The 17,222-nt window shown below is 48.2% G+C and carries 15 protein-coding genes; 10 read left to right on the plus strand and 5 right to left on the minus strand.

What is annotated here, in order from left to right; translation table 11 throughout:
* The first annotated feature begins 105 nt into the window (after positions 1-105).
* The gene (locus G5S52_RS20120; RefSeq protein ID WP_165017930.1) at positions 106-762 is read left to right on the plus strand and encodes a pyridoxamine 5'-phosphate oxidase family protein; all 657 of its coding nucleotides are present in this window, start codon (positions 106-108) and stop codon (positions 760-762) included.
* A gap of 86 nt (positions 763-848) precedes the next feature.
* On the plus strand, positions 849-1,739 hold the full coding sequence (locus G5S52_RS20125) for an aspartoacylase (RefSeq protein WP_165017933.1): 891 nt from the start codon (positions 849-851) through the stop codon (positions 1,737-1,739).
* Between the two features lie 71 nt (positions 1,740-1,810).
* Here the strand turns inward: G5S52_RS20125 and G5S52_RS20130 are convergent, their stop codons facing one another.
* Positions 1,811-3,997 (minus strand): hypothetical protein, encoded by a 2,187-nt coding sequence (locus G5S52_RS20130; protein ID WP_165017936.1) that lies wholly within the window; start codon positions 3,995-3,997, stop codon positions 1,811-1,813.
* 585 nt (positions 3,998-4,582) lie between these two features.
* Here G5S52_RS20130 and G5S52_RS20135 point away from each other — a divergent pair.
* Positions 4,583-4,753, plus strand: a complete 171-nt coding sequence (locus G5S52_RS20135; RefSeq protein WP_002538364.1) for a XapX domain-containing protein — start codon at positions 4,583-4,585, stop codon at positions 4,751-4,753.
* A 90-nt stretch (positions 4,754-4,843) separates the two neighbouring features.
* A complete protein-coding gene (locus G5S52_RS20140; protein WP_165017939.1) occupies positions 4,844-6,307 on the plus strand; it encodes an IS1 family transposase in 1,464 nt (487 codons plus the stop codon).
* 110 nt (positions 6,308-6,417) lie between these two features.
* Here the strand turns inward: G5S52_RS20140 and G5S52_RS20145 are convergent, their stop codons facing one another.
* Positions 6,418-6,747 (minus strand): MaoP family protein, encoded by a 330-nt coding sequence (locus G5S52_RS20145; RefSeq protein WP_165017942.1) that lies wholly within the window; start codon positions 6,745-6,747, stop codon positions 6,418-6,420.
* 653 nt (positions 6,748-7,400) lie between these two features.
* Between G5S52_RS20145 and G5S52_RS20150 the strand changes: the two genes are divergently transcribed.
* Complete coding sequence (locus G5S52_RS20150; protein WP_002538360.1) at positions 7,401-7,562, plus strand: hypothetical protein; 162 nt, start codon at positions 7,401-7,403, stop codon at positions 7,560-7,562.
* 55 nt (positions 7,563-7,617) lie between these two features.
* Here the strand turns inward: G5S52_RS20150 and G5S52_RS20155 are convergent, their stop codons facing one another.
* The gene (locus tag G5S52_RS20155; RefSeq protein WP_205744003.1) at positions 7,618-8,529 is read right to left on the minus strand and encodes a permease; all 912 of its coding nucleotides are present in this window, start codon (positions 8,527-8,529) and stop codon (positions 7,618-7,620) included.
* Between the two features lie 104 nt (positions 8,530-8,633).
* Between G5S52_RS20155 and G5S52_RS20160 the strand changes: the two genes are divergently transcribed.
* Positions 8,634-8,948, plus strand: coding sequence for an ArsR/SmtB family transcription factor (locus tag G5S52_RS20160; protein ID WP_165017944.1), 315 nt, complete (start codon positions 8,634-8,636; stop codon positions 8,946-8,948).
* Between the two features lie 41 nt (positions 8,949-8,989).
* Here G5S52_RS20160 and nagZ read toward each other — a convergent pair whose 3' ends face one another.
* The gene (gene nagZ / locus G5S52_RS20165) at positions 8,990-9,994 is read right to left on the minus strand and encodes a beta-N-acetylhexosaminidase (RefSeq protein WP_165017949.1); all 1,005 of its coding nucleotides are present in this window, start codon (positions 9,992-9,994) and stop codon (positions 8,990-8,992) included.
* Between the two features lie 156 nt (positions 9,995-10,150).
* Between nagZ and G5S52_RS20170 the strand changes: the two genes are divergently transcribed.
* The gene (locus G5S52_RS20170) at positions 10,151-11,245 is read left to right on the plus strand and encodes an anhydro-N-acetylmuramic acid kinase (RefSeq protein WP_165017952.1); all 1,095 of its coding nucleotides are present in this window, start codon (positions 10,151-10,153) and stop codon (positions 11,243-11,245) included.
* A gap of 12 nt (positions 11,246-11,257) precedes the next feature.
* Here G5S52_RS20170 and G5S52_RS20175 read toward each other — a convergent pair whose 3' ends face one another.
* Positions 11,258-13,828 (minus strand): EAL domain-containing protein, encoded by a 2,571-nt coding sequence (locus tag G5S52_RS20175; protein ID WP_165017955.1) that lies wholly within the window; start codon positions 13,826-13,828, stop codon positions 11,258-11,260.
* 324 nt (positions 13,829-14,152) lie between these two features.
* Between G5S52_RS20175 and G5S52_RS20180 the strand changes: the two genes are divergently transcribed.
* The 3 genes from G5S52_RS20180 to G5S52_RS20190 all read left to right on the plus strand — a co-directional run.
* On the plus strand, positions 14,153-15,148 hold the full coding sequence (locus G5S52_RS20180) for a sugar-binding transcriptional regulator (RefSeq protein ID WP_002538354.1): 996 nt from the start codon (positions 14,153-14,155) through the stop codon (positions 15,146-15,148).
* A 257-nt stretch (positions 15,149-15,405) separates the two neighbouring features.
* A complete protein-coding gene (gene tal, locus G5S52_RS20185; protein WP_002538353.1) occupies positions 15,406-16,356 on the plus strand; it encodes a transaldolase in 951 nt (316 codons plus the stop codon).
* A 107-nt stretch (positions 16,357-16,463) separates the two neighbouring features.
* Positions 16,464-17,222: thiamine pyrophosphate-binding protein (locus G5S52_RS20190; protein ID WP_497707161.1), on the plus strand; the 759-nt coding region annotated here is incomplete at its 3' end.

Below are 17,222 nucleotides of genomic sequence, written 5' to 3' on the forward strand. Positions count from 1 at the left end.
TTGGATCCATTAACTTATCTAAACTGGCTCTATTTATGGGGCCATTTGTCACTACACTACAGGAATGAGCGACGAAGAAGCAATGAACAAACAAGGAAGACGTTTATGACGCTAGGCAACACACAACGCACAACAGTAAAAAAAGCTGCTCACAAAGTGGTTAAAGACAAAGAAGCACTTTACAGCATTATTGATGAATCCAAACTCGCGCACGTTGCTTTTAGCGATGAAAGAGGCCCAACAGTGATCCCTATGCTGGCATGGCGTGAAGGTGACAACATTTACATTCACGGCGCCAGAAACAGCAAGATGCTCAAACACCTGAAAAAAGGCGCGGATTGCTGTGTGACCTTTACTATTCTGGATGCTTGGGTGTTAGCGCGTTCCGCTTTTCACCACAGTGCACATTATCGTTGTGCAATGGCATTTGGACGTTTTGAGGTGGTTGAAGACAACACAAAAAAAGCCGCTGCTTTTGATGAGTTCCTGGAGCAAATCGCTCCGGGAAGAAGCAAAGAAGCTCGCCCAGGTAATGAAAAGGAACTGACAGCCACAGAGCTTTTGGTGATGCCACTCGCTGAAGCTTCAGTCAAGATTGGCCGTCATGGCGTAAATGATGATTTGGCCGATATGGATTTACCCGTTTGGGCGGGAATCCTTCCTTTCCGCACAGTAGCAGGGCCTTTAGAGCCAACCGCTGATAACAGCGTCGACGAAACACCGGACTATTCAGCCGCATACTCTGGTCGCTGGTGCGAATAAAAATTCATTCCCCAAGGGGCTTTGTCTCTTGGGGATTGTGTAGCTCCCTGATATATTGAGCTTTCGTCTATCAGGAGAGGACAAGGATGAGCACATTCAATAGGGTAGCCATTGTCGGCGGTACCCACGGGAACGAATTCAGCGGCATTTATCTTCTTAAAAAGTGGCAGGAAAGCCCTGCACTTATCAGCCGCCCCACCTTTGAAACTGAAACCCTTTTCGGCAACCCAAATGCTTTTCGAGATAACAAACGTTATTTAGATTGCGATTTGAACCGCCAGTTCATCCCTGCCGATCTTGCGAATCCAGAACTGGGTAATTATGAGCAAAGCAGAGCCAAAGCCATCAACCTTCAATTGGGACCGAAAGGCAACGCTCGAACCGATCTCATCATTGATCTGCACAATACCACCAGCAATATGGGCCCTACCCTGATCCTGCTGAAAAACGATGCCTTCAATACCCAGCTAGCCGCTTACGTAGCCGAACGCATGGATAACGCAGTCATTCTGTTTGAAGATCACTGTTCAATGGAAGAGCATTACTTCCTTTGTTCCATCGCTGATCAGGGCATCATTATTGAAGTGGGTCCCCAGCCACAGTCTGTTATTCGTCAGGACGTGTTGGAGTGGATGGACGATATGACAGCCCACATTCTCGATTTTGTAGAGCTGTTTAATAAAGGCGAAGTGCCGACGCTACCAGAAACAGTTTCGGCATACCGCTATGTGGAAACCTTGAAGCTGCCTGAAAACGAGCAGGGCGAACGTATCGGCATGGTGCATAAGAATGTGCAGGATGCTGACTTCACGCCACTGCGAAACGGCGACCCTATCTTCACCAAGTTCGATGGCACTGAGGTGCATTGGGATGGCGACTACGAGGCCTACCCTCACTTTATTAATGAAGCCGCTTACTACGATAACAACCTTGCCATGTCATTAGGTGAGAAAGTTGATATCCCTGTGATTAAATAATTCGCAATACCTATACGATCAAAAACGCCCTCACATTGAGGGCGTTTTCACACTCAATTCGACCCTGCTTGTCAGGATTGTGTTTCCCCTGCAATCACAGAAGGGTCACCTTTGACCACCGGCATATCGCCGATATCAGCCGAGCCTGAAACCTGTGTAGGCACTGGAACGCTAGGGTCTGCCAAGGTCAAGCTACTACACTGCCCAGTCGCGGATTGCATGGTCTGTTCAATCTCTCGCGCTTTGATCACATACTGGTTGGAACTTCCCATGGCAACGCCATCGTTGAGAGAAAATGCTGGCGTGTACTTGCCGCTATCCTGCTCATAAGGAATTCCCCAAAAGTCACCGTTTCCGCCATAGTTGAACAGGAACGTTTGTCCCGCGTATGTGCCCGCGGAGCCAGAGCGATCATTGGCATTGCTGTGAGTGTAAGTGAACTGCAAAGGACGATCGAAACTCACCACATCTCCATTACCATCTTGTACTGCCGAAAGCTGATTCCAAGACTGGATGCCTGTTTCCCAGACATAAAATTCAGTCACAATGGATGAGTCATAAATGTCATAAGGATTGGTTACCGTCGATGTAACCATGGGCCCGCTTCGCACACCCCAACTGTGTGGCGTTGAATCTATATCGTTCTGTGTGAGTGAAGCATTGTATCGGACAGGCTCAGAGCTATTCCCACTCACCAGTGTTAACGCATTACCACCAGAGGTACTGAAAGTGAAATTGTGCGGACCACTCGTCGTTTCAAACGGGCTGCTGGCACCACTCCAATTTACTAAATCACCGCTATCCAATGTACCAATCGGACAGTTGTCATAGCAGTACAGCGTGACTGAACCACCATTCAGCAGTTCACCAGAACCCGTTTCGCTTCCGTTAATAAAGCTTTGCTCGTAGTAGGTCAGCGACGTTTTCCCTTCCAGATATTTTACTTCGCCCCCCAATTGCTCGGAGTACATATAGAGCGATTCATTTGTGCTAAGGGTAATTTGCACTGGGCTGATCGTCGCCACAGAAGGACCGTTCTCACCCCAGCTCAACTTACCGGTTTTATAAAAACCGTCTGAGCCCACACTGTCCTGTGCAGCTGTGAGGTAATTCACCACCCACTGGTCAAAAGAACCATCGCTAAAGACGGTGCTATCCCAGTAGCCGAACTGAATGCCTCTGGCCTGTGAAAGGCTGAGCGTTTTCACTTCGTTTTTGATCAAGCGCCCCGGCGCATTCACGTAGGTATACTCGGTTTGAGCACTGCCGTCGTTTCTGACAACGGTTTCGCCATTGGTTACAGCACCTTCAACCTCTGTCCAAAGGCCCCAGTAACCCACATATCCGTAGCTATCATAGTTACCGTTATTAGCACTTGAATAGAGGATAGGAAAACCGGCATTTACACTGACTTCAGCACCTGATGATGCGCTATATAAGTCATATCTATGCACGTAGTTGTCAAACTGGGTTCGGCTCAAACAAGTGCCCGCATTGCTGCCAGACTTATAGGGCAAGCTGTCGAAATCTGACGCGTTTTGCAGCAAAACGTTATCGCTATTAAACGCCAAAGCATAAGCTCCCGATTGGTCAGAAGAGGTCAGTGCCACACCTGTCGATCGATCACTACTCATGACCACACTGGCACTTTGTGTATAGCTGCTGGCACCCTGCTGGCTGGACTCATAAAGCGTAAAACCTATCGAACCAGGTTCGCTGTCCAAAGTGATTACTTCACCTCCCCCCAATTGATTGAGGTTGGTGAAATTGTCATAGAAATCAAAATTGAACGTAAACTGCCCGAAAGGGTTAGAATCAGAAGCCCCTTCGCTAATCACAGCCTGGAATTTTATCGCCTGATTGCCGCCACCCCCTTCCATTTCAGGGATCCACACGTTGACGATCAAGGGATCAAGATCAGAGGCCCGGGTGACGTTTGCCACCGCTTTCAAATAAGACGGTGTATTCGCAGCGCCAGATGACTGCCCTGACGACCCATCATCTTCTGAGTCAAAACAAGCGGCTTCATCCGCCAGCACTAAATAGGGACCGGCGTTGGCAAACTCCGTGACATTGAACTGTGCCGTAAAACAGAGAATACTGTTCACCAATTCGATGGGTTGTAACGCCTCATTCCATACGTAAGATTTAGTCTGCGCATTCGAGTAGTCTGTACCAGCGTCGTTGAAAGCAGCATGAGCAACACCCGAAGATAAAGCCATCGATGACAACAGCCATACAGTTTTAGTCATTTTCATTCGTCACGACCTCCAACTGTTGGGGAAGTTGTAAACTACTGGTAGAAGTCGCAGATCCTGCACCGTCGCTATCACTGCATCCCAAAAGACCGAAAGAAAACAGGCATATACAGCCCAATTTTATTAACCCTTTCATTACACCCTCACCTCATCATCCGTTTCTAAAGAGATAAAAGTCTCAACTTCAAGACTTCATATACACATAGTTTTAGTGTGGAAAATAACCGTTGTCAGTTTTGTGCCTAAATCAAAGGCGAGGGGCATATCCCATTGAAATCATTTACTTAAATCCGGTATGACGTACTGACAGAAAGAGGGAATTACGTTGGAAAATAAGGAGTTAAACGCAAGCTGAGACAAATTTCCGGTTGGATGCTCATAAACATATAATGTGATAAAAATCTCTTTTTCAACACTTTTGGTAATCAATAAGCAAAAACCGAAATAGAAACGTGATGAATGTGATCTCGATCTGCTGAAGGGTGTTGAAGGTTCCCTAGACTGGAGCCAGAAACATTAACAGTAATGACACATAAATTAAAAAAATATTGCTGTTTTTCAATGCAAACACAGAGGGATACATTAATGAGCGAAGTTTTATTAGCAGTTTTTGCTGGTGCAATTGTTGGTTTTTTCTTTAGCGCCGTGAAGTTGCCTCTCCCTGCCCCACCAGTGATATCTGGAATCATGGGTATCGTTGGGATCTATCTTGGCGGCATGGCCTATCAGACAATTGTCACGAGATTCTTTTCATAGTCTCTCCCACATTCTTTACCCCAAGCGCAGAAATTTAACGCGCTGGAATTTCATATTTTATTTACGACGTAGAAAATTCGAGGAGGACTGGTGTCTACAGGGAAGCTACCGCCGGCGGCAGATGGATTACAACTCAACTTCTGTAAAACATTGGCGTGTCGAAACTTTGGATTGAGTGATGAGAAGTATTATTTGCTTCAAGATTCGGATCCGTCTCGTCCCGGTTTGGTGTGCCGAGAGTGTGGTGCCTTTCCTCCTCTCCTTAACAACAGGGGCGTTATTGAAGAACTGAGTCGTCTAAAACAGCAAGACTCAGGTAATCTCGCCGCGTGCAATACCGAAGGCTGTGAGGCATTTGGTAAGCCTGTGCTCACCCATCGTGAGCATTATCATGCGTTTGGATACAGTGGTGAGCGTCAGCGCTACCGTTGTAAGCATTGCCAAGCGACTTTCGTGGATAAATGGTCGAATGCCAACCCTAAGTTGGATGTTCAGCAACGTCTACTGGGATTGCTCTTCACCGGACATCCGGTTCGGGAGATTTGCAGAAAGCTGCATATCAACCCAAAGACCTTTTACGATCACCTTGAACAAATCGCCGCGCGCTGCCGGAACAAACTGGCAAGCGTGGATGCTCGATTCCTGCAATTAGCGAAGGAAAATCCGTTGGCTTCATCACTCACGACGTTGCAGCCACGCAGCGACAATGGCGTGATGTGGCTAACCACAGGTGATGCAGAGCATGGCTACGTATTACTGCAAAACATTAACTACTCATCTGACGAAGAAAAGCCGGATGAAGTGGGTGATGTGTACGCTGAAAAAGCGAGGTTGATGCCAGATAATTTTATCCACTTCACAGACTCCTCTGAAGCGAATCCCGAAGGCTTACTGAATCAGGTCAACGAGAAATACAAAGAAGTCCTTTCACGTAGCAATGTGGAGGACCTCTATACACGGCCGATACATGTTGATTACCCATCAAAAGGTTGTTTGATTCGACCCCAGTACGCGGCGTATGCGCAGTATCTTCGTTTGAAAGAGTTGACTGAAGAGTGGCAAGACCTCACGGTTTATCTCCCTCAAGAGCCATTGCTACGTTCAGCGATCATCAGCGTGTTTAGAGAACGCCTTCAGGAGAAACAATGCCACCCAATCTACGTGGTACAGAATGCGCATTGGATGGAACATGATAGTGCCGATAACATCGACATTATGCTCTTGAGTTGGTGGCGTGACCGCTGGGCATTTACCCAGAAAGGACAAGCAGAGAAAGCCATCTGTCACTTAGGGAAAGAAACAGGTCTGGAAGCAGCGTGGTTGGAAAGAGCAACGACAACTGCACTGGAAGATTATCAGGATCGCTTTCACCTGCATTTTCGCTCCCTGATCGATGAGCCAAGACGCCGGTTGCGCCCAGGTGGCCTGCTTCCATTACTGGATATTTTCCGGGCATGGAACAACCTCTGCCATCAGAACAGCGAAGGGATTACCCCTGCGCAGGCTTTGGGACTGGCGCGCCACCCTTACACATTGGCAAATTTATTGGCTTAACCGTTAGAGGTCGTTCTATTTCTCTGGCCATTTCTCACCAAAATACCAGATTCCAGGTAACAAAAAAGCGAGCCCAAAGCTCGCTTTTTTTCATTGAATGCAAAACCAGATTACTCGTCGGCTTCAGCTTCTGAGTAGTCTTCACTTGCGCCGCCACGGGAAGTAGAGCACAAGTTGTAAACGACATGCTTGTGGTTGATTTCTTTCAGGTATTTCAACCAGCAAAGAGCATATGATGATTCAGCTGCACGACGGCCATTAACTTCATCAACAAATTTCTGCTGCTCTTCGTCTTGTGGAACCATTGCACCTTCAAACAGTGCTTTCATGGTGCGTCCACAGGTTTCCAAAAGTTGTGCTTCTTTGATGGTGAAATAGCCTGATCGAGCAAAACCTTTTGGAAAATGCTTGTCATCAAAAAACTTTTGACCACTAAACATTATTTAGCTCCTTAACAAATTTGCGCAATATTCTTCATTAAACCATTAAGGTGTAAAGCAAAATATTGTTGATCTGACGATTAAGAAAATTAATTCTTACTGCGGTTTATAGCGGTGATTTCGTATTCTGTCGAGAGTTTAACGGTAATTTCATGATTAATTTTTCACGCAACTTATCCGAGAAGTAGCCCTAGGTCGAGACCACCGAAAGTAAGCCTTTGTAACAATGTGAAAAACGTCAAAAATTAAGAAAAACTTTTATCAACCGCCAAGAAACGCTCACCACTCGCGCACAAAAAACCCACTCAATAATTGGGCTCAACCTCACATATTTACTGCACTGTAACGATGTCAGTTCACAGTCAGGAACAGAATCGCTTTCCTTTTTCATTAACCATAACCTACTGATAAGATTCTTTTCGTAACAATCGAATTTTCTAATTGATGGCAGCGAATTTTTTCGTTTTATTTAATCAATCTGCTGGATTTATGCTTGGGTGGAATTGGTGTCACAGTTATGCCAAGGAAACTTCATCAATAAGTCACATAACTTCGGCTATATTTGATGAGACAAAGGCTTAGCAAGAAACGCAATGCCCTTTGATGCAATGAAAATTATTCCGAAGTATTGTTAAACGAACAGGGTAAATAAAATGGCCAAGTGGGAACAGTGGCTGAAAAACGACACAAACCGTAAAGAGAAGTTTAATTCCAAATTCAATGACGAATTTGACGATCGACCTCAACGCGACAAGAAGGCTCGCCGCAAGGCAAAACCAAGCCGCTCATCTCAAGAGGATTACCCGTTCGATTGATGAAAAAAGCCAGCGTCTCAGCGCTGGCTTTCTCAATGAGGATCTTAGGATTCCATCAGAAAAACATTTGGTAGGTGTAACCCGTCAGTATCGCCATCCCCAATACCACCGCCAAAAACGCCAGAATCATCTGGTTGCGGAACATGGACTTGAGCATGATAACTTCAGTCAGGCTCGCTCCCGCACTACCAATAACCAGCGCCATTACCGTACCCACCCCCATGCCTTTTGCCATTAAGGGCGCACTCAGTAGAATCACAGCCTCTGCACGGATGTATAGCGGAATACCAATCACTGCCGCCAAAGGTATCGCGAACGGGTTATCTTCACCGGCAATGGAAGCAATCCATTCCGCAGGAATTGCACCGTAAATCAATGAGCCCACACCAACACCGATGAAGATGTATGGCATCGCCGTTTTAAAGTCTTTCCACACGCCACGCCAAATCTTCAGCCACTTATTCTCTTCTACCGGTTTCGTACCACACGTGGTGCCACAGCAACTCTTTGCAGGTTCTTCATAAGTCGATGGTTTGAGGTACTTCTCGAAACCCAACTTTTCCAGCAGGTAACCCGCCACCACCGAAATAACCAGTGCCGAAGCGAAGTAGTACGCCGTGACTTCCAAACCAAAGGTCACTGCAAACAAACCAATGATCATAGGGTTAAGCAAAGGGCTTGCGAACAGAAACACCATCATGGTGCCAAAGCCTGCCTGTGCGCGAATCAGACCTTTTAAGAAAGGTATTGTCGAGCACGAACAAAATGGCGTGATGGCGCCTAAAAACGCAGCCATGACGTAACCTTTGCCGTTTTTGCTGCTCAGAATGCTGCGAATCTTTTCTGGCGGTATGTATTGCTGCAATACGCCGACCAGATAACTGATCACCAGGAACAGCACTGTGATTTCGGCGGCAAGGAAGGCAAACATGCCCAGCGTTGATTGGAGGGTCTCCATGGTCATCATTAATTTCTCTATATTTCTAGAATATTCGAAATATAGAGTTTTGATTTCTCCTCTGCAAGATATTTCTGGTAATATCGAAATATTATTTTTATCCAGGAAACGCTATGGAACTCGAAACTGTCGCTAAGGCATTGAAAGAACTGGGACACCCAACCCGGTTAGCGATATTCAAGAGACTGGTCAAAGGTGGACATGCTGGTCTCGCAGTGGGTGTGGTTCAGGAGGAATTGAACATTCCTGGCTCAACCCTTTCCCATCATTTGTCGAGTTTGGTGTCTGCGAACCTGATCGAGCAGCGGCGTGAAGGACGCACCCTTTTCTGTGTTCCCAAGTACGAGCAACTCGATGGTGTTTTATCGTTTTTGCGTGAAGAGTGCTGTGCGGATGAATCCCCCGACGAGACAGATACTCTAGAGTAAAGAAAAAGCAGGGCGATTGCCCTGCTTCTGATTTGATTTGATTAGCTTTGCTTTTCCTGCCACTCGGCGTGGCGCTGTTCCACGCGCTTTTTCACGTCTTGCCACTTTTCAGCGCTTTGCAGGTCGCGCACCGAGAACTGATGCTTCTTCGCGAGTGATACTGCCTGCGGTACGTCAATGATTGGCAGGTTGTCTAAGGCCTCAATTGATGACTGGCGGTTGTTGCATAGCAGCAGCATATCGCAGCCAGCAGCCAGTGCTTGCTGACAGCGCTCTGCCGGGCCGCCCATGACCGTCGCCCCTTCCATGCTCAAGTCATCAGAGAACACAATGCCTTTAAAGCCCAGTTGTTCCCTAAGCACTTTCTTCAGCCAGTAAGGCGACCCACTGGCTGGCACGTCATCATAGTGCGGATAGATAACATGCGCTGGCATCATAGCATCCAATACGCCTGCTTCGATTTGCGCGGTAAATATTGCCATGTCCTGTTCGAAAAGATTGTCACGCTCATCTTTCGGGCTTTCGAAATGTGAATCGGCAAGCACGGCACCATGGCCTGGGAAGTGTTTACCCGTTGTGGCCATACCCGCGTCTTTCATACCAGCCATAAACGCGGTTGAGAACTGGATTACCGTATCATTGTCGTCGCCGAACGCGCGGCTGCCAATCGCTTTGCAGTCAAAGCCACGATCCAACACTGGCGCAAAACTCAGGTCAATGTCATGGGCCATCAGTTCGGCAGCCATCAACCAGCCAGCTTCCTTCGCCAAAGTCAGGCCATCTTCCATCTGTGCGTAAGACTGCGCAGGTGGAATGATGGTGAACTGCTCGCGAAATCGCTGAACACGGCCACCTTCCTGATCAACACCAATCAAAATAGGGCGTTTAGCCGCTTTACGAACGGACTCTGTCAGTGCTGCCAGCTGGCGACTGTCGTGGTAATTACGAGCGAAAAGGATCAAGCCACCAACGCTTGGGTGTTGTAGTAACTCACGCTCTTCCGCGTCCAGCTCACACCCTTCAAGATCAAGCCACAATGGCCCCATGGGTCACTCCTGTTTGAATTTCGTTTTAAGCTGGCAACATATTACGCTGACACGCACACTCTAGAAAGCCTGACACCAAATTTTGGTGCTGGGAATTGCAATCCTATGAGAAACTTAGCGATTGAAACCGTTAAAAAAAGAGAGGCGAAGTAAATCATGTACATCGGCATAATGTCTGGCACCAGTTTGGACGGTATTGATATGGTCGCCGCCTCTTTTTCTGACCAGAGCGTCACCCTGCATCATCAGGCTGAGTTCCCCTTTCCTGAAACGCTCAAGGAAAAGCTGATCGCACTGAGCCAAGGAGCACCGGTCACGCTGGAAGAAATTGGCACCATCGACCATTTCCTCGGTAAAACGTATGCCGAAGCGGTCAATCGCTTTCTAACCGAAAACACGTTGAAATCAGAAGACATCACAGCCATTGGTTGTCATGGCCAGACGGTATTTCACAAACCCACAGGGCCAATGCCATTCACCATGCAGCTTGGCGATGCCAATATCATTGCAGCGCTGACAGGCATTACGACGGTTGCTGATTTCCGCCGCAAAGACATGGCGCTCGGTGGTCAAGGCGCACCGCTTGTTCCTGCCTTTCACCAGTTTCTGTTTGACACAGACTCCACTACCAAAGTGGTCCTGAACATTGGTGGCATCGCCAATATCTCAGTGCTTGCACCTAACCAAAGCGTCGTGGGTTATGACACGGGGCCAGGCAACATGCTGATGGACAGTTGGATAAGCGAACACCAAGGCAAACCTTATGATAAAGACGGCGCTTGGGCGGCGAGTGGAGCCGTCAATCCGGCGCTGCTGAATCAAATGCTCAGCGAAGGATATTTTGCTCAGCCTGCCCCAAAAAGCACAGGGCGGGAGCTATTCCATCGGGGATGGCTGGAGGCTCAACTCAACGCTTTCTCTCAACCAGTGAGTCCTGAAGATGTGCAAGCGACGCTACTCGCTTTTACGGTGCAATCCATCGCCAATGACGTGGCTCGCTATGGACAAGGTGAACTTCTGGTTTGTGGTGGTGGTGCCAGAAACAGAGCCTTGATGAAAGGCCTTCAAGTGGCATTACCTGATTGGCAGGTTATGACAACGGACGATAAGGGCGTTAATGGCGATTCGCTGGAAGCATTGGCTTTTGGCTGGTTGGCACACCAAGCCTTAGAAGGAAAACCGGGGAACTTACCCGATGTAACTGGCGCGTGCCGACCTTGCCGACTTGGCGCGATTTACTATCCCGATTAGGGTCTGTTAACCCTACCCCGGCTGGGTACCAAACTTGTTCGGACGTTTCACCGACACAGGCATATTCAGGCTGGTGCGTTTCAGATAAAGCAGGTATTGGCTGAAACTGAGTGGTCTCGAGTAGTGGTAACCCTGTGCGATGTCGACACCGTACCGCTTCAATACCGAAGCGGTTTCCAAATCCTCCACCCCTTCAGCGACCACCATTAACCCAAGCGACTTTGCCATTTCCGTGGTCGCACGGACAATGTTCTGTTTGCGAGGGCTGTTAGTCAGTGAATTGATAAAACTGCGGTCAATCTTAAGTTCCGTAAACGGTAACTGAGAAAGATAAGTCAATGACGAGTAGCCTGTACCGTAATCATCAATCGAGACTTCAATGTCGTATTGGGACAGACGATCAATCACTTCATGCAATCTGTCATAGTCTGACACCATGGTAGATTCTGTCAGCTCCAGAGACAGCGTGCCCGTTGGTACATGGTATTGTTCTGCTATATCTGCAATTTTGTCGACCAAATTGGGAATCGCGATATCAGATGCACTCACGTTAATAGAGAGGCGCCGGCTGAAACCTAGCTCGATCAGTTTGCTCTGCTGGTAGAACGCCCGTTTAATCACCCAAAGCGTCAAGTTGTTGATAAGCCCCACTTCTTCTGCCAGTTTCACAAACACTTCCGGTGACACCTGACCAAACTTGGGATGCTCCCAACGCAAAAGCACTTCTGAGCCATGTATCGAGCCAGTACGAAGATCAACCTGAGGCTGGTGATACAAATCTAGCTCGTCGTTTTCGATGGCGCGTTTCAAATCAGACACCAGCGACATATTCATGGTGCGGTTAAAGCTGTTGAGCGAGTCATAAGCATTGAATCGCTTCTCTAAAGGAGAAGTCTCCGCCACTGCCTGCATCGCTTTCCGAAGCAACACATCTGTCGTCGCACCGTCTTTTGGAAACTCACTGGAACCTATCGTACCTTGTGTGCGAATGCTGAGGTCGCTCAATTCGACGTAATGATCCACCTCATCCATCGCGCTCGAAAGTAACAGATCGATCTTTTCCTTGTTGGTCGATAACACCACAAAGCCAAACAATCCTTCTTTGATGCAGGCAATCCTGTGCTTGTGTCGATACCCCCCTTCCAGCACCTTAACGGCGTCACAGTTGAGCGCTGCATGTAAGCGGTTACACACTTCGCCAACAAAATACTGTTTTTGCTTCACGGACATGTAAGGAGCCAGAGAATTAAAGCGATCAATTTGGAAGCAGCAAAGCGTGAACTCATTATTGCGATCGATAAGTTGATCGACAACCAGCGACAGAACGTTCACGTTCGGCGAGGACGAGAGCGTGTCATGGGTGAGCTGATAAACTGACTCTTCTCTCTGTTGACGAAAACGCTCGGCTAGCGCCATTGCCATCAACATGGCAGTCAGCACATGTCCCATCATAAAGGCATAGCGGTTTGCTAACGTGTATTCAATATTCCCCGTGACCAGCAAAGGCGGAAAGACCCCGGCAATCACCAAAGGTATCCAGGAAAAAGTAAACATTGGGCTCCATTTCTTCGCCACCGCCCAACGTCGCCACACCAGCACACCAATCAGCGCATAAAAGACAGGTTGTATGGCAATCAAAAACGTCGCCGATACGTGCTCAGGGATGACAAACGAAATCATCGTCAAACCCAAAAGCACCATCAATGCGTAGTTTACAACCTGCCTCAACAGGCTCTGTACTTTGTGAACACGCAAATAAAGATGCGCGAACAATAGGGAAAGTAAGAACAAACAGAACGTCAGTCCCACCGTGTTATTACTGAAGAAGATCTGTATTGCCGGAGGAAAAAGGTAAATACCAAAACCATGAACTGCGCCGAGCAATACCATGCTCACACCAACATATCCGGCATAAACCAGATAGACCCGCTCTCTTAGCGAAACATATACAGCAAAAGTGTATACACCCACGACCAGCATGATCGCAGCAAAACCGCCCCAAACCGTATGAAGAAGTTGGGTCAGGGTGTGATACTCATGTTGCTCCAGTAACCAGATGGGCATCGCCGGAAACCCTTCGGAGTAGACATGCAAATACAACTCCGAACGTTCAAAACCGTCCACCATAAAGTTAACGGCAGGTGGCATGTCACCAAGGGTATAACCTCGCTCGATACTGTCACCCAATCGCCAGCGGTTAATCTCTTTGCCTTCGTTATTGAACTGGTAAATGTTGAGACGGTCGATCATCGGCGTATCGAAGTAAAGCGTGAGGTGACGATGATCAGATTCCAGATTCTGGACATCGACTTTTACCCAATAGGATTTACTCCCAAGCTCCCAGGGTATCTCATTGGGATTTTCAACATGACGGAAGATAGCCGACTCATGGACGTAACTGAGAATGTGGCTGTTTGTGTTGTCAATGAAGTAGCCATAACTCACATCAACACCTTCCGGATTAGATGTCAGCGTCGGAAAAAGACCTGCAAAGCGAGAGCCACTGAGCATGCCGAGAATGACGATAAAAAGCGTCGCCGCAACCCACAACGTGCGGTTAGGGATTAGGGGCTGAAATTTCATTCATTCTCCCGGCTACATTGAATTCTTGATAGATAAGTGGAATTCGGGAAAGCAAGAGAGCTTCGTTCTAGTCATACGCCAACCAATGTGCAGCCCTTCTTATCATGTGAGGCTGCTGAAAATTCCTACAATGACATGTTTCAATCTAGATACGGATGACTACTTTTTCAAACATCAGGGCGCTTTAAAGCATAAATATTACTGATAAATTGCTGTTGGACGATGTAAGTGTGATTTTGAGCAAATGAATAACACCCGAACATTTGTTCACAGAGCGAAAACTACGTAGACTCTGAGGCTGAATTTCCGCCGCAGGATGACGTCATGACCACGACACGAACGCTAAGCAGCAACTTTGAGAGCTTGCTTGACGACACTAACCTCCTCACTGAGATTGCCATTCTCTATTACCAACAGAATACGACGCAGGAAGAGATCTCAAAGAAATTTGGTATCAGCCGTGCCAAAGTCAGCCGTCTGCTGCGTCGTGCACGTGAAGAAGGCATCGTAGAAATTTCTGTTAAGTTCCACCCGGTGCACAGTGCACAACTGGAACAAAGGCTGATGGAAAAGTTCAGCCTCAAGCGCGCCCTGATTGCTCTTGATCAGCCAAGCGTTCAGGAGCAACGCAACCAAGTCGCGACGCTGGTTTCTTCCTTTATTGATGGTAACTTGCAAGAAGGTATGGTTGTCGCCGTTGGGCAAGGACAAAACGTGGCTGCCGTTGCAGATCATCCCGGCATTGTCTCTCATCGTAACGCCCGATTTGTCTGTGCAATTGGTGGCACCCATCGTAGCGGCGATATCATCAATGCAGACCATATCTGCCGTCGTCTCGCCAAGAAGTTTGGCGGCAGCAGCGAAACCCTCTACGCACCAGCTTATGTTGATACTCCGGAAATCCGTGATGTCTTCCTGAGTCACCCTAATATCAATGAGACGCTAAACCAGGCGCGCAAAGCCGAATTTGCTTTGGTGGGCATTGGTGACATGGACGAGAACAGCCACATGGTGAAACTCGGCTGTTTCTCTGCACGCGAGTTTGTTGAGGCACGGGTCAATGATGGAATTGTCGGTGATATTGGCGGGTTTGATTTCTTCAAACTGGATGGAAGCCGCGCCAACACCCTGATGCGTGACCGTGTTGTCGGGCTTGAAATGCGGGACTTGAGACTGATTCCAAATGTCATTGCCATGGCTAGTGAAAGCCGCAAAGCTTTGTCTATTCTCGGTGCATTGAAAACAGGCACGATAGATGTGCTGGCAACCAGCGCAAGCTGTGCCATGGCACTGCTGAACATGGTCGATAATGAAGGATGATTTTGATGCGCCAAAATCAACACTGGTCAAGGATCCAACAGCACATCAACAGATCTCGTTATAAGCAAACGTTTCTATGAGATCCCAGTGAGGTTTATCAGATCTGAGCGTTGACTTTATCGCACAAAAACACAAATATGACCCAATCATTTGCTCAGGCGTGTTGCATTTGTTCATACAACGTCTACCCCGATGCATTGAATGGACAGTAAAGGCACTTCTGAGCCCCCTACTAGATACAACAAAAGGTTTAAAAGATGAGCACTAAATTGGAACAATTACGCAAGCTCACAACCGTGGTTGCTGACACGGGTGATATCGATGCGATCGCCAAATACCAGCCGCAAGACGCGACAACCAACCCTTCCCTGATCCTGAAAGCTGCTGAAATCCCGCAATATGCACCGCTGATTGAAGAAGCGATTGCCTACGCAAAAGCGAAAAGCCAAGACGTTGAACAGCAACTGGCTGATGCGGGCGACCGTCTGGCAGTCAATATTGGTAAAGAAATCCTGAAAGTGATTCCTGGCCGCATCTCTACAGAAGTAGATGCCCGCCTTTCTTACGATTTCGAAGGCAGCGTAGCGAAAGCACGCAAACTGATCAGCATGTACAACGAAGCAGGTATCAGCAACGACCGCATCCTGATCAAGCTGGCGTCTACCTGGGAAGGTATCCGTGCTGCAGAAGTGCTGGAAAAAGAAGGTATCAACTGTAACCTGACCCTGTTGTTCTCTTTCGCACAGGCGCGTGCATGTGCTGAAGCGGGTGTATACCTGATCTCGCCTTTCGTTGGTCGCATCATGGACTGGTACAAAGCGAAAGAAGGCCGTGATTTCGAAGCAGCAGAAGACCCAGGCGTATTGTCAGTATCCAGCATCTACAACTACTACAAAGAGCATGGCTACGAAACAGTAGTAATGGGTGCAAGCTTCCGTAACACAGGCGAAATTCTGGAACTGGCTGGCTGTGACCGTCTGACTATCAGCCCGCAATTGCTGCAAGAGCTGTCTGACGCAGAAGGCGAAGTGGTTCAGAAACTACACGACGACGTGGAAGTGAAAGATCGCCCAGCGCCAATGACTCATGCTGAGTTCCTGTGGGATCATAACCAAGATGCCATGGCGGTTGAAAAACTGGCCGAAGGTATTCGCAATTTCGCGGTTGATCAAGGCAAACTGGAAGACATGATTCGCGGTATGCTGTAACCGACAAAACAGAATTACTCAGAGCGGCTATTGCCGCTCTCTTATTTCCTATATCATTCGCTTGATTGAAATCCGCTCTGAACATAATTCAACAAGGTAAGCCCAAGATGGAACGTAAAACCCTTGCCAATGCGATCCGTGCACTCAGCATGGACGGCGTACAACAAGCCAACTCTGGTCACCCAGGTGCCCCAATGGGCATGGCGGACATCGCCGAAGTCCTGTGGCGCGACCACATGAACCACAACCCACAAAACCCTGAGTGGGCAGACCGCGACCGCTTCGTGCTGTCAAACGGTCACGGCTCTATGCTGATCTACTCTCTGCTGCACCTGACTGGTTACGATCTGTCTATCGACGATCTGAAAAACTTCCGTCAACTGCACTCGAAAACGCCGGGCCACCCTGAGTATGGCTACGCGCCAGGTGTAGAAACCACGACTGGCCCTCTGGGTCAAGGCATCACCAACGCTGTGGGTATGGCGATTGCGGAAAGAGCACTGGCTGCTCAGTTCAACCGTGAAGGCCACGACATCGTTAACCACAACACTTATACGTTCCTGGGCGACGGCTGTCTGATGGAAGGCATTTCTCACGAAGCATGTTCACTGGCAGGCACTCTGGGTCTGGGCAAACTGATCGCGTTCTGGGATGACAACGGCATTTCTATCGACGGTCACGTTGAAGGCTGGTTCACTGACGACACACCTAAGCGTTTCGAATCTTACGGCTGGCACGTTATTCCAGCCGTTGACGGTCACGACGCCGATGCGATCAACGCAGCCATTGAAGCAGCGAAAGCAGAAACCGGTCGTCCTACCCTGATTTGTACCAAAACCATCATCGGTTTCGGTTCACCAAACAAA

Source organism: Grimontia sedimenti, assembly GCF_011045095.1.
GTDB classification, from domain to species: Bacteria; Pseudomonadota; Gammaproteobacteria; order Enterobacterales; family Vibrionaceae; genus Enterovibrio; species Enterovibrio sedimenti.

Bases quoted from the DNA above. Each gene is read 5' to 3' on its own strand.
- G5S52_RS20120 (WP_165017930.1), top strand. From the start codon at position 106: ATGACGCTAGGCAACACACAACGCACAACAGTAAAAAAAGCTGCTCAC.
- G5S52_RS20125 (WP_165017933.1), top strand. From the start codon at position 849: ATGAGCACATTCAATAGGGTAGCCATTGTCGGCGGTACCCACGGGAAC.
- G5S52_RS20130 (WP_165017936.1), bottom strand. From the start codon at position 3,997: ATGAAAATGACTAAAACTGTATGGCTGTTGTCATCGATGGCTTTATCT.
- G5S52_RS20135 (WP_002538364.1), top strand. From the start codon at position 4,583: ATGAGCGAAGTTTTATTAGCAGTTTTTGCTGGTGCAATTGTTGGTTTT.
- G5S52_RS20145 (WP_165017942.1), bottom strand. From the start codon at position 6,747: ATGTTTAGTGGTCAAAAGTTTTTTGATGACAAGCATTTTCCAAAAGGT.
- G5S52_RS20150 (WP_002538360.1), top strand. From the start codon at position 7,401: ATGGCCAAGTGGGAACAGTGGCTGAAAAACGACACAAACCGTAAAGAG.
- G5S52_RS20155 (WP_205744003.1), bottom strand. From the start codon at position 8,529: ATGATGACCATGGAGACCCTCCAATCAACGCTGGGCATGTTTGCCTTC.
- G5S52_RS20160 (WP_165017944.1), top strand. From the start codon at position 8,634: ATGGAACTCGAAACTGTCGCTAAGGCATTGAAAGAACTGGGACACCCA.
- nagZ (WP_165017949.1), bottom strand. From the start codon at position 9,994: ATGGGGCCATTGTGGCTTGATCTTGAAGGGTGTGAGCTGGACGCGGAA.
- G5S52_RS20170 (WP_165017952.1), top strand. From the start codon at position 10,151: ATGTACATCGGCATAATGTCTGGCACCAGTTTGGACGGTATTGATATG.
- G5S52_RS20175 (WP_165017955.1), bottom strand. From the start codon at position 13,828: ATGAAATTTCAGCCCCTAATCCCTAACCGCACGTTGTGGGTTGCGGCG.
- G5S52_RS20180 (WP_002538354.1), top strand. From the start codon at position 14,153: ATGACCACGACACGAACGCTAAGCAGCAACTTTGAGAGCTTGCTTGAC.
- tal (WP_002538353.1), top strand. From the start codon at position 15,406: ATGAGCACTAAATTGGAACAATTACGCAAGCTCACAACCGTGGTTGCT.